The sequence below is a fragment of the Buttiauxella massiliensis genome, from assembly GCF_902500225.1.
Lineage (GTDB): Bacteria > Pseudomonadota > Gammaproteobacteria > Enterobacterales > Enterobacteriaceae > Buttiauxella > Buttiauxella massiliensis.
Window position 1 is genome coordinate 1 of record NZ_LR722650.1, and the last position, 12,798, is coordinate 12,798.

Genomic DNA, 12,798 nt, shown 5'->3' on the forward strand with positions numbered 1-12,798 from the left:
CCAGAATCATGTTGATATCTGGGTGGTGCATCAGTGCGTTAGACAGTTCGACAGATGGCTGGTCAATCCAACCGATCAGATCTTTAGGTGCACCAGCAGCGATCGCAGCTTGCAGAACGATGTCTGCTGCTTTGTTGGTCGCGTCTTTTGCACGTGGATGTGGAGAGAAGATGATCGCGTTACGAGTCTTCAGGCTGATCAGAGACTTAAAGATAGCCGTTGAAGTTGGGTTAGTCGTTGGCACGATACCGCAGATGATACCGATTGGCTCAGCGATGGTGATAGTCCCGAAGGTGTGGTCTTCAGACAGAACACCGCAGGTTTTCTCATCTTTATAGGCGTTGTAGATATACTCTGAAGCAAAGTGGTTTTTGATCACTTTATCTTCAACGATACCCATGCCAGATTCGGCAACGGCCAGTTTCGCGAGAGGGATTCGAGCATCGGCAGCAGCCAGAGCGGCGGCGCGGAAGATTTTATCTACTTGCTCTTGAGTAAAGTTGGCATATTCACGCTGGGCTTTCTTGACGCGCTCTACAAGTGCGTTAAGTTCAGCGACATTAGTTACAGCCATAATGCTCTCCTGATAATGTTTAAACTCTTTTAGTAAATGAGCTGCTCGAGACGACAGTATAGTCAGCGGGCAACAGCTTGCGTAAAACACGAGCCACGACTATCCAAAAACTTCCCAAAACGCCTTGCTGATTTACTAAAAGAGCCTTATCGAAAAAACCTATTCATGGTCTGAATCATACGCTCTTCAGATGTATCCAAGAGTACTCACTTCTGAGTAGGTTTTTTGTGATGTAAATCACATTATCCTAAGGCTGACTCCATTCAGCATGACAGATTCAGGTTACTGATAAATCTTTAAAATTTTAGTCACAGCACAGACAAAACAAACTACCATATTTTCAACAAGTGGGTAACAATATTGATTAATATCGCATTTGTACATAAAAGTAGTTATCTATGCTGCGAATGGGCGTAGCGTCAACACCGGTTTTCCATTACATTACGCCGGCCTTTGCTACGTTCATTTGCGGAGTTTTTAGTGGCTCAATCCTTGTTTGATTTGCCGACCTATTTTAAGTTCTTTATTGGCTTGTTTGCGCTGGTAAACCCGGTGGGAATCATTCCTGTCTTTATTAGCATGACCAGCTACCAAACCGCTGTAGCGAGGAATAAAACCAACCTTACTGCCAATCTATCAGTCGCTATCATTTTATGGACATCATTGTTCCTCGGTGACGGCATTCTGCAATTATTCGGGATATCAATAGATTCCTTCCGTATTGCTGGCGGCATTCTGGTCGTGACTATCGCGATGTCGATGATTAGCGGCAAGCTCGGGGAAGATAAACAGAACAAACAAGAAAAGTCAGAAAGCGCTATTCGTGAAAGCGTCGGCGTGGTTCCTCTGGCATTACCATTAATGGCAGGGCCGGGGGCCATCAGTTCTACTATTGTTTGGGGAACGCGATACCATAGCTGGAACTATTTAATCGGTTTTACGATAGCAATTGCGTTGTTTGCGTTCTGTTGCTGGCTGGTGTTCCGTCTGGCACCGTGGTTGGTCAGGCTGCTTGGGCAAACAGGAATTAACGTCATCACCCGTATTATGGGATTGTTATTGATGGCTCTGGGGATTGAATTTATCGTCACTGGTATGAAAAGCATCTTCCCAGGCCTGCTAAGCTAGATCTGCTGAATCTGACATATGAAAAAGCAGAATAACCATTCTGCTTTTTTCTTGTTAACTTCCCACCACGTTCATGTGTTAATCACATTTCCGCACGGTATGTAAATCAAATCACTCATAAGAAAATGCTTTGGAAACGAGGCATTAGCTGCCTGCATTTTCTTTCGCTGTACATAAAACTCACAATCGCACCGTTATTTCACTCACACTACACAATGATACTTGCTGACGCTTTATTGAGATGATATTAGTAAATCATGCTCTCTTGTAGACGAATGTGCTAAAAAGTGACCTGTTGTTAAGTTTTTGTGAATTGCCATGTAATGTGAAGAAACTGGAAAGTTGTAGCCTAATCCCTTGTCACTATTTCTTTTATTTTTAATCAGTTAACAAGAGTATTTGTACCGGCGCAATACCGATACAAATCTGATACTGGAAAGATAAAGGAGAAATGGTTAACAAATTTGCAAATTGTATTGGCGAGCATCAGGCGCTTTTGATACTTTCCGGGCAACACAATTATCTGAAAATTGTTTCAATTACAGATGACTCATCAATATCAACCTGAGAACAGGGTAGGTTGATTAAGAATCGACGGAGCAGGGTGCCAATAAGAGCGTCCCCCAAATAAAGTCGGTGATAGCAAGTAACACAGAAGAACAACCTGGCAGTTGCATACGCTCTTGCGCTGTTAAGGAACCCCCAAGAGGGGAAGAGGCTGGCTTTCGGGTCGGTAATTATAATGAGTGGAGTATCAACACAATGTCCATCATCACAAAAAAAAGTCTGGTAGCAGCAAGCATTTTATCCGCGCTAATCGTAGGCAATGTGGCCATGGCGGCCGAAGTTCCTGCAGGTGTTCAACTGTCAGAAAAGCAAACGTTGATCCGAAATAACGGTGCTGAACCACAGTCTCTGGACCCAAATAAGATTGAAGGTGTTCCTGAGTCAAACGTCAGCCGTGACCTGTTTGAAGGTTTACTGATTACTTCTCCGAAAGACGGCCACCCAATTCCGGGTGTTGCAGAGTCCTGGGATAATAAAGATTTTAAAGTCTGGACCTTCCATCTGCGTAAAGATGCGAAATGGTCTAACGGCGAACCTGTCACAGCACAAGACTTTGTATATAGCTGGCAGCGTCTGGTTGATCCAAACACCGCTTCTCCATACGCAAGCTACCCGCAATACGGCCATATCGTAAACGTTGATGCCATCATCGATGGCAAAATGAAACCAAGTGAACTGGGTGTAAAAGCCATTGACGACCATACTCTGGAAGTCACTTTGAGCGAGCCTGTTCCTTACTTCTACAAACTTCTGGTTAACCCGGCGATGTCCCCGGTGAATAAAACCGCCATTGAGAAGTTTGGTGAGAAGTGGACCCAACCTGCAAACATCGTGAGCAACGGTGCTTATAAACTGAAAGACTGGGTTGTTAACGAACGCATCGTAATGGAGCGTAATACTAATTATTGGGATAACGCGAAAACCGTTATTTCGCAAATCACCTATCTGCCAATCTCTTCCGAAGTCACGGATGTGAACCGCTACCGCAGCGGCGAAATTGACATGACGTATAACAACCTGCCAATCGAGCTGTTCCAGAAGCTGAAAAAAGAAATTCCAGCTGAAGTACACGTTGACCCGTATCTGTGTACTTACTACTACGAAATCAACAACCAGAAAGCTCCATTTAACGATGCGCGTGTCCGTACCGCTCTGAAACTGGGTCTGGATCGTGACATTATCGTTAATAAAGTGAAGGCGCAGGGCGATCTGCCAGCATATGGTTATACCCCTCCTTATACTGACGGTGCAAAACTGACTAAACCTGAGTGGTTCTCATGGACTCAGGAAAAACGTAACGAAGAAGCTAAGAAGTTGCTGGCTGAAGCGGGTTACACCAAAGACAAGCCGCTGACCTTCGACTTGCTGTACAACACATCCGATCTGCATAAGAAACTGGCTATCGCGGCCGCGTCTATCTGGCAGAAAAACCTCGGTGTGAATGTGAAGCTGGTAAACCAGGAATGGAAAACCTTCCTCGATACTCGTCACCAGGGTAACTACAACGTTGCGCGTGCTGGCTGGTGTGCGGATTACAACGAACCGACTTCCTTCCTGAACACCATGCTGTCTGGCAGCTCAATGAACACCGCGCATTATAAGAGCCCGGCCTTTGACGCTATCATGGCGGAATCGCTGAAAGCGACTGATGATGCGCAACGCTCTGCCGCATACGATAAAGCGGAACAGCAATTAGGCAAAGATTCTGCAATCGTTCCGGTTTATTACTACGTGAATGCCCGTCTGGTGAAACCATGGGTTGGCGGTTATACCGGTAAAGACCCGATGGATAATATCTATACTAAAGATATGTATATCATCAAACATTAATGGCAATTCGTGGGGCAAGTTTTATCCCTAATACTTCACGTTGCAGGTGCGTTAACTGCGCTCATTCACCCCAGTCACATAGTTTGTCTATGTTCCAGGGGATTCATGAGCTTGTCGCCTTCCTGCAACGTGAATTATTTAAGATAAAAGGGTAGAGCTTGCCCCATCGTGTCTTATTTTATCGCACTCTAAAGGCACAGCCAGAAGGTACGGGCAATGTTGAAATTTATTCTGCGTCGTTGTCTGGAAGCAATTCCGACACTATTTATTCTTATAACAATTTCATTCTTCATGATGCGCCTTGCGCCAGGTAGCCCTTTTACCAGCGAACGCGCACTGCCGCCGGAAGTTATGGCGAACATTGAAGCCAAATACCATTTAAACGATCCGATCTCGACCCAGTATTTCAGTTATCTGAAACAACTGGCTCACGGTGATTTTGGCCCGTCATTTAAATATAAAGATTATTCAGTGAACGACCTGGTGGCCTCAAGCTTCCCAGTCTCGGCAAAATTGGGTGCTGCTGCATTTATCTTTGCCGTTGTTTTAGGGGTTTTCGCTGGGGTTATTGCCGCACTGAATCAAAATACCAAATGGGATTACGCCGTAATGGGGATAGCCATGACCGGGGTAGTTATCCCGAGCTTCGTGGTTGCGCCATTACTGGTTCTGATATTTGCGATAACCCTCAAGTGGTTGCCCGGAGGTGGGTGGAACGGAGGCGCCATTCAATACATGATCCTGCCGATGGTCGCGTTGTCGTTGGCTTATATCGCCAGTATCGCGCGTATCACTCGCGGCTCGATGATTGAAGTTCTGCACTCCAACTTTATCCGTACCGCACGTGCTAAAGGGTTGCCGATGCGTCGCATTATTTTGCGCCACGCGTTGAAACCTGCACTGTTACCTGTTCTGTCTTACTTAGGCCCGGCTTTCGTCGGTATCATTACAGGTTCAATGGTTATCGAAACCATTTACGGCTTACCGGGTATCGGCCAGTTGTTCGTCAACGGAGCGTTGAACCGTGACTATTCATTGGTTCTGAGCCTGACCATTCTGGTCGGTGCGCTGACTATTCTTTTTAACGCGATTGTTGATGTGCTGTATGCCGTTATCGATCCGAAAATCCGTTACTGACGCTGGAGTACGCCATGATGTTGAGTAGTAAGAAAAACAGCGAGGCGCTGGAAAACTTCAGTGAAAAACTAGAAGTAGAAGGCCGTAGCCTTTGGCAAGATGCCCGTCGCCGTTTTATGCATAACCGTGCCGCGGTGGCGAGTCTGATTGTGCTGGCATTTATCGCGCTGTTCGTGACCTTCGCACCGATGCTGTCACAGTTTAGTTATTTTGATACCGATTGGGGAATGATGTCGGCTGCACCGGATATGACCTCAGGTCACTATTTCGGTACTGACTCCTCAGGCCGTGACCTGTTAGTTCGTGTCGCTATCGGTGGTCGTATTTCATTGATGGTAGGCGTTGCAGCGGCCCTGGTCGCCGTTGTCGTCGGGACGTTATACGGTTCTATGGCGGGTTATCTGGGCGGCAAAACCGACTCCGTGATGATGCGTCTGCTTGAGATCCTCAACTCCTTCCCATTCATGTTCTTCGTAATTTTGCTGGTGACATTCTTCGGGCAAAACATCCTGCTGATCTTCGTGGCAATCGGGATGGTTTCCTGGCTGGATATGGCGCGTATCGTGCGTGGCCAAACGCTGAGCCTGAAACGTAAAGAGTTCATTGAAGCCGCCCAGGTTGGCGGTGTTTCTACCGTTAACATTGTAGTTCGTCATATTGTGCCGAACGTGCTCGGCGTAGTGGTGGTTTATGCTTCGCTGCTGGTACCAAGCATGATCCTGTTCGAATCTTTCCTGAGCTTCCTGGGTCTGGGTACACAAGAGCCATTAAGTAGCTGGGGTGCATTGCTGAGCGATGGTGCTAACTCCATGGAAGTGTCCCCATGGTTGCTGATGTTCCCGGCAGGCTTCCTGGTTATCACTCTGTTCTGTTTCAACTTTATCGGCGATGGCCTGCGTGATGCCCTCGACCCGAAAGATCGTTAAGGAGTGCCGCGATGAGCACAATTGAAAATCCTGCGGTGGTTACTCCACTGAGCCAGACTTCTACGTTGTTAGACGTAAAAGATCTGCGCGTCACCTTCGGAACGCCAGACGGTGATGTTACTGCGGTAAACGATCTGAATTTCAGCCTGAAAGCCGGTGAAACACTGGGTATTGTAGGCGAGTCCGGTTCCGGTAAATCGCAAACGGCTTTTGCTTTGATGGGTTTACTGGCGGCGAACGGCCGTATTGGTGGCTCAGCGAAGTTTAATGGTAAAGAGATTCTGAATCTGCCAGAAAGCCAGCTTAACCGTCTGCGTGCAGAACAAATTTCGATGATCTTCCAGGACCCAATGACTTCGCTGAACCCTTACATGCGTGTAGGCGAGCAGTTGATGGAAGTGCTGATGTTGCACAAAAAATTGGGTAAAGCAGAAGCGTTTGAAGAATCTGTTCGTATGCTCGATGCGGTGAAAATGCCTGAAGCACGTAAACGCATGCGCATGTTCCCGCATGAGTTTTCCGGCGGTATGCGCCAGCGCGTAATGATTGCCATGGCGTTACTTTGCCGTCCAAAACTGCTGATTGCCGATGAGCCAACGACAGCACTGGACGTAACTGTTCAGGCACAAATCATGACGCTGTTGAATGAACTTAAGCGTGAGTTCAACACCGCTATTATCATGATCACCCACGATCTGGGGGTTGTTGCCGGGATCTGCGACAAAGTACTGGTGATGTATGCTGGCCGTACTATGGAGTATGGTCAGGCGCGGGATGTGTTTTACAACCCGGTTCACCCGTATTCTATCGGCCTGCTGAATGCGGTACCGCGTCTGGATGCTGAAGGTGAATCACTGCTGACTATTCCTGGCAACCCGCCAAACCTGTTGCGTTTGCCGAAGGGTTGTCCGTTCCAGCCGCGTTGCCCGCATGCAATGGAAATCTGTAACACAGCGCCACCACTGGAGCATTTTGGTGAAGGCCGCTTACGCGCCTGCTTTAAGCCAGTGGAGGAGTTAGTATGAACGCCGTGACGCAAGAGAAAAAAGTCCTCTTAGAAATCGCTGACCTGAAAGTTCACTTTGATATCAAAGACGGCAAGCAGTGGTTCTGGCAACCTTCTAAAACACTGAAGGCGGTTGATGGCGTGACGCTGCGTTTATATGAGGGAGAAACGCTGGGTGTGGTCGGGGAATCTGGCTGCGGAAAATCGACATTTGCTCGTGCGATTATCGGCCTGGTGAAAGCCACTGAAGGCCGTGTGGCATGGCTGGGTAAAGATTTGCTGGGGATGAATCAGGACGAGTGGCGCGAAGTGCGTAGCGACATCCAGATGATTTTCCAGGACCCGCTGGCGTCGCTCAACCCGCGTATGAATATCGGCGATATTATCGCTGAGCCGCTGCGCACTTATCACCCAAAAATGCCGCGCCAGGAAGTTCGTGACCGCGTAAAAGCGATGATGATGAAAGTGGGCTTGCTACCAAACCTCATCAACCGTTACCCGCACGAGTTTTCAGGTGGCCAGTGCCAGCGTATCGGAATTGCCCGTGCTTTGATCCTTGAGCCGAAACTGATTATCTGTGACGAACCGGTTTCGGCACTCGACGTATCAATCCAGGCACAGGTTGTGAACCTGCTGCAAAAACTGCAACGTGAAATGGGGCTTTCCCTTATTTTCATCGCGCACGATTTAGCCGTGGTAAAACACATCTCTGACCGTGTTCTGGTTATGTATCTGGGCCATGCTGTCGAGTTGGGCACTTATGACGAGGTGTACCACAACCCGCTGCACCCTTATACCAAAGCGCTGATGTCTGCGGTGCCGATTCCTGACCCGGATCTGGAAAGAAATAAAACGATACAACTTCTCGAAGGGGAGTTGCCATCGCCAATCAACCCGCCGTCAGGCTGCGTTTTCCGTACGCGTTGCCCGATTGCAGGGCCGGAATGTGCGAAAACTCGCCCGGTTCTGGAAGGCAGTTTCAAGCATGCCGTTTCCTGTCTGAAGGTTGACCCGTTATAATCTCGCAGGGCTGGCATTACGCCAGCCCTTTTTTACAGGCGAGGTTTTCGTGACAGGGAATAAGAGTTCTTTAAGACTACGTTGTTACCACGTTTTATTTGATCAACGAACCCGCTCAGGGCGCCGCTGCGAAGTATTATGGGGTTTGCTGGCGCTGCTTAGTGTCATCACTGTTTTTATTGAATCCAGCATCGGCAACCAGGTCACTTTCACACCAGAACAGTGGCGGATGTTTATCGCCATCGAAATCGGTTTTACCCTGGTCTTTACCCTTGAATACGTATTGCGCGTGCTTGTCTGGCCCGATCCGGTGCGCTATGTATTCAGTTTTTGGGGTTTTATCGATCTTGCGACGATCCTGCCGCTCTATGTTTTGTGGCTATGGCCAGAACTGGCAATACACTATTTCTTTGCCTGGCGTGCCATGCGGGCAATTCGCGTACTCCGTATTCTAAAATTGCTGCGCTTAATGCCTGCGCTAAATAGTTTATGGCGTGCAGTGGTCAATGCCCGGCATCAGCTGATCCTATTCTATTCGTTTATTGCGATTGTATTAGTTACCGCTGGCGCGCTGATGTATGGCATTGAAGGGGCGGTCAATGGCTTCACAAGTCTGGGTGTTTCGGTTTACTGGGCGGTTGTGACGGTGGCGACGGTGGGCTATGGCGATATTACGCCTCATACACCGCTCGGGCGGCTGGTGGCTTCGTTGCTTATCTTGATTGGTTACTCGGTGATTGCTATTCCAACGGGGATTTTGACCGCGCAAATGACGGCGGAATTCCAGCGCAAAAGGCTGGAGCGAAAATGCCCGTTATGTCATCAGCAAGATCATGAGACCAACGCGCAATATTGCAAATCGTGTGGCGGGCGGTTGCCGCTTATTGGAAAAGAAGAGTAGCGCGGCAGCCAGTGCCGCGCCAAAAAAGCATCACTCGCGCCACAGAATATGGCAGAGCTTGTGGTCTTTTTCGCGGCACAGCAGAACGCGTGCAAAAATGTCGTTCAGTTCGCCACCATCGGTGTCAGCAAGGCCAATCACCACTTCGGCAAAGAAGTCCGGGTTCAGGTCGAAATCTACATGTTCCTGCCAGTCTTCAGCCGGGTCAAAAAGCTCGGCACCGCCACGCTCTTCAAATTGCAGGTTAAATAAAATCACATCTGCCGGGTCGAGGTTATCAACCGCCAGCTCCAGAAAAATATCGTAAGCCTGCTCGAGAGTTTCATCTTCTGTCAGGCGGTTGTTCAGATCCATTTCCATGTCTGGTTCCACTTATTAAGTACTGATGCGCCACGTTTTACAGTAACGGGCTAAAGAAGTAAAACAGTCGCTCTACCACACGTTGCCACATTGGGCGTTTCAACCACAAGCGTAGATCAACCAGCCGTGAGCGGGAGATATAATCGTCCTGTACGGCGGCAAGGTCGCTGGCAAAACCGGAGTCGTCGATAACCAGGGTTATCTCGAAATTGAGCCAAAGACTACGCATATCCAAATTAACCGTACCCACCAGACTGAGTTGCCCATCGACCAGTACGCTCTTGGTATGCAGCAAGCCACCTTCGAACTGATAAATCTTCACGCCAGCTTCCAGCAATTCGGTAAAGAATGCCCGGCTTGCCCAACCCACCAGTAATGAGTCGTTCTTGCGAGGAACGATAATACTGACGTCCACGCCACGTTGCGCAGCGGTACAAATTGCGTGGAGTAAATCGTCGCTCGGCACGAAGTAAGGGGTCGTCATAATTAAATATTCACGCGCGGCATACACGGATGTCAGCAATGCCTGGTGAATCAAATCTTCCGGGAAACCTGGGCCTGAAGCAATCGTGTGAATGGTATGACCGCTGGCTTCTTCAAACGGCATAATATTGGCATCTGGCGCGGGAGGTAAAATGCGCTTACCGGTTTCGATTTCCCAGTCACAGGAATAGACAATCCCCATTGCTGTGGCAACCGGGCCTTCCATACGCGCCATTAAATCGACCCATTGCCCAACGCCTGCATCTTGTTTAAAGAAGCGTGGGTCGACGAGATTCATACTGCCGGTGTAGGCAATATAATTATCGATCATCACCATTTTGCGGTGCTGGCGTAAATCCATGCGGCGCAAGAACACACGCATCAAATTAACTTTGAGCGCTTCAACGACTTCCACGCCGGCGTTACGCATCATGTTGGCCCACGGGCTGCGGAAGAAGGCGACGCTACCGGCTGAGTCCAGCATTAAACGGCAGTGAATGCCACGGCGAGCCGCAGCCATCAGCGATTCAGCGACTTGATCAGCTAAACCACCGGGTTGCCAGATGTAGAATACCATCTCGATATTATGACGAGCCAATTGGATATCACGAATCAATGCATGCATCGTTTCATCAGAGGTTGTGAGTAGTTGCAGCTGATTACCTTTGACACCGCCAATTCCCTGGCGGCGTTCACATAACTGGAATAACGATGTCGCGACTTCGCTGTTTTCTTCGGCAAAAATATGTTTGCAGCTTTTAAGATCGTTTAGCCATTTTGCGGTTGATGGCCACATAGCGCGCGCACGTTCGGCACGACGTTTGCCCAGATGCAGCTCACCAAACGAGAGGTAGGCGATTATCCCTACCAGAGGAAGAATATAAATAATCAGCAGCCATGCCATGGCCGAAGGAACTGCGCGGCGCTTCATTAAAATTCGCAGCGTTACGCCGGCTATTAGAAGCCAATAACCTAAAATGATCAGCCAACTAACAACTGTATAGAAGGTTGTCATAGTTCAAAAATCCTTTAGAAACCGTATGCTTTTGAGTTTACGCACAACCGCCAGATGTTGACACTAAAACTAATCGTAAAACGTCTGGTCTGGCGTGAAGAAGACACTATAATGGCGCGTCTTACATGCAACCTGAGTCGTAAAAATGAGGCGTAGTAGAACTGAGGTCGGACGTTGGCGTATGCTTCGTCAGACACAACGGCGCAGATCGCGTTGGCTGGAAGGTCAGTCGCGCCGCAATATGCGCATTCACGCCATCAGAAAGTGCCAGACAAACCGCCAGCGTAACTCCTTGCTGTTTGCCATTCACGATCAATGGGCGTCGTAAAGAAAAGGGCACCGCTTGCGGTGCCCAGTATCTTCAAAATCTTCTGAAACTTCGGTCTTACGAGAAATGCATTGCCAGTAAAATAATCAGCACTGTGACCGATGCCGCCGCGACAATCACCAAGGGATGTTTGGCAAGCCAGGCGTTCCAGCGTGCTTCCTGATTACCCACAGATTGCTTGTGGCGCTCATAAGACTCATCAAACAAATCCATAAAAATTTCCTGATAACTTCATTCACCGTACGAATAGTAGAATCAGAATACCTTCTTGAATGGCTTGATTGCTACCTGTTTATAGACACCCGCCGCAATGTAAGGATCTGCTTCAGCCCAGGCTTGGGCATCTTCAAGAGATGCAAACTCAGCAATCACCGTTGAACCGGTAAAACCCGCTGCACCAGGATCATTACTGTCGACGGCAGGCATAGGCCCGGCAGTTAACAGGCGGCCTTCATCGCGTAAAAGTTGTAGACGGGCCAGGTGGGCAGGGCGCACAGCCGTGCGTTTTTCGAGAGAGTCGGCATTATCTTCCGCATAAATGACATACAGCACGTGCAGCACTCCTTATAGATATGAGGTTTGTAAAACACGGTAAGTGAATGGCGCTAAGACTGCAACTTGAAATCTGTTGCGTATTAACAAGATGTTAAATCACTACGTTGAATGTGGGAAAATCCAGCGCCTGGCAGGAAAATGAGCGACTTTGTTCGATGCGTTGTTGAATATGATTGCTATTTGCATTTAAAATTGACGCCTGTTTAAGAGACCTAAGACATTATGACGTCAATGACCCTTGATTTACCTCGCCGCCGCTTTCCGTGGCCGACCGCACTCTCTGTCGTACTTCATGGTGCTATTGTCGCGGCGGCTCTCTATACCTCGGTACATCATCAGGTTGTTGAGTTGCCAGCACCTGCGCAGCCTATCAGTATCACCATGGTGACTCCGGCTGAGCTTGAACCACCGCAACCTGAAGTTGTTCAGCCACCGCCAGAGCCGGTAGCCGAACCTGAGCCTGAACCGATCCCTGAGCCGCCAAAAGAGGCGCCAGTTGTCATTCATAAGCCAGAGCCGAAACCAAAACCTAAGCCAAAACCGAAGCCGGTGAAAAAGGTTGAAGAGCCGAAGCGCGAAGTAAGGCCGGTTGAACCACGTCCGAGCGCGCCGGTAACTAACACCGCACCCGCACGTCCCGCACCGGTTGCAAACACTGCGCCTGTTGCCTCAGCAGCACCAGTTGCCACAGGGCCGCGCGCGCTGAGCCGCAATTCGCCACAGTATCCTGCGCGCGCACATGCGCTGCGTATTGAAGGCAAGGTACGTGTGAAGTTTGATGTTGCTGCGGATGGTAGCGTGAGCAATGTGACGATTCTTTCCGCGACACCGGCCAATATGTTCGAACGCGAAGTGAAACTGGCGATGAAAAAATGGCGCTACGAAAGCGGCAAGCCAGGGCAAGGTATGATTGTCAACGTGGTGTTCAAGATCAACGGCGGCGCGACGATGGAGTAATCCATCCCCTG

General features: G+C 48.9%; 14 protein-coding genes. 9 read left to right on the forward strand and 5 right to left on the reverse strand.

Translation table 11 applies throughout. From position 1 onward, the window contains the following. Nucleotides 1-574, reverse strand: a 574-nt coding sequence (locus GC128_RS04540; protein ID WP_151993290.1) for an aldehyde dehydrogenase family protein, incomplete at its 3' end; no start/stop codon positions are given. Between the two features lie 480 nt (nucleotides 575-1,054). On the opposite strand from GC128_RS04540, the gene GC128_RS04545 reads away from it, so the two are divergent. The 7 genes from GC128_RS04545 (at nucleotide 1,055) to GC128_RS04575 (ending at nucleotide 9,089) form a co-directional block, all read left to right on the forward strand. Continuing rightward, nucleotides 1,055-1,702, forward strand: a complete 648-nt coding sequence (locus tag GC128_RS04545; RefSeq protein WP_120063671.1) for a YchE family NAAT transporter — start codon at nucleotides 1,055-1,057, stop codon at nucleotides 1,700-1,702. A 762-nt stretch (nucleotides 1,703-2,464) separates the two neighbouring features. Beyond that, nucleotides 2,465-4,099: an oligopeptide ABC transporter substrate-binding protein OppA gene (gene oppA, locus GC128_RS04550; protein ID WP_151993291.1), complete on the forward strand. Its 1,635-nt coding sequence runs from the start codon at nucleotides 2,465-2,467 to the stop codon at nucleotides 4,097-4,099. A 216-nt stretch (nucleotides 4,100-4,315) separates the two neighbouring features. Next, nucleotides 4,316-5,236, forward strand: a complete 921-nt coding sequence (oppB, locus tag GC128_RS04555; protein WP_064518504.1) for an oligopeptide ABC transporter permease OppB — start codon at nucleotides 4,316-4,318, stop codon at nucleotides 5,234-5,236. Between the two features lie 17 nt (nucleotides 5,237-5,253). Continuing rightward, a complete protein-coding gene (oppC, locus tag GC128_RS04560) occupies nucleotides 5,254-6,162 on the forward strand; it encodes an oligopeptide ABC transporter permease OppC (RefSeq protein ID WP_151993625.1) in 909 nt (302 codons plus the stop codon). 11 nt (nucleotides 6,163-6,173) lie between these two features. Continuing rightward, complete coding sequence (gene oppD, locus GC128_RS04565; RefSeq protein WP_151993292.1) at nucleotides 6,174-7,187, forward strand: ABC transporter ATP-binding protein; 1,014 nt, start codon at nucleotides 6,174-6,176, stop codon at nucleotides 7,185-7,187. Next, entirely contained in the window at nucleotides 7,184-8,188 is a 1,005-nt protein-coding gene (oppF, locus tag GC128_RS04570; RefSeq protein ID WP_151993293.1) for a murein tripeptide/oligopeptide ABC transporter ATP binding protein OppF, read from the forward strand. The genes oppD and oppF overlap by 4 nt, the downstream gene beginning before the upstream one ends. A 49-nt stretch (nucleotides 8,189-8,237) precedes the next feature. Continuing rightward, nucleotides 8,238-9,089, forward strand: a complete 852-nt coding sequence (locus GC128_RS04575) for an ion transporter (protein WP_151993294.1) — start codon at nucleotides 8,238-8,240, stop codon at nucleotides 9,087-9,089. Between the two features lie 30 nt (nucleotides 9,090-9,119). Here GC128_RS04575 and GC128_RS04580 read toward each other — a convergent pair whose 3' ends face one another. Further along, entirely contained in the window at nucleotides 9,120-9,449 is a 330-nt protein-coding gene (locus GC128_RS04580) for an HI1450 family dsDNA-mimic protein (RefSeq protein ID WP_034494996.1), read from the reverse strand. Between the two features lie 37 nt (nucleotides 9,450-9,486). After that, nucleotides 9,487-10,947, reverse strand: coding sequence for a cardiolipin synthase (gene cls / locus GC128_RS04585; protein ID WP_151993295.1), 1,461 nt, complete (start codon nucleotides 10,945-10,947; stop codon nucleotides 9,487-9,489). A gap of 145 nt (nucleotides 10,948-11,092) precedes the next feature. Between cls and GC128_RS04590 the strand changes: the two genes are divergently transcribed. Further along, entirely contained in the window at nucleotides 11,093-11,275 is a 183-nt protein-coding gene (locus tag GC128_RS04590) for a YciY family protein (protein ID WP_072009405.1), read from the forward strand. 57 nt (nucleotides 11,276-11,332) lie between these two features. Here the strand turns inward: GC128_RS04590 and GC128_RS22955 are convergent, their stop codons facing one another. After that, a complete protein-coding gene (locus GC128_RS22955) occupies nucleotides 11,333-11,488 on the reverse strand; it encodes a hypothetical protein (RefSeq protein WP_154150139.1) in 156 nt (51 codons plus the stop codon). Between the two features lie 42 nt (nucleotides 11,489-11,530). Continuing rightward, nucleotides 11,531-11,827 (reverse strand): YciI family protein, encoded by a 297-nt coding sequence (locus tag GC128_RS04595; protein ID WP_034455828.1) that lies wholly within the window; start codon nucleotides 11,825-11,827, stop codon nucleotides 11,531-11,533. 234 nt (nucleotides 11,828-12,061) lie between these two features. On the opposite strand from GC128_RS04595, the gene tonB reads away from it, so the two are divergent. Then, entirely contained in the window at nucleotides 12,062-12,787 is a 726-nt protein-coding gene (gene tonB / locus GC128_RS04600) for a TonB system transport protein TonB (protein ID WP_151993626.1), read from the forward strand. The last annotated feature ends 11 nt before the right edge of the window (nucleotides 12,788-12,798 follow it).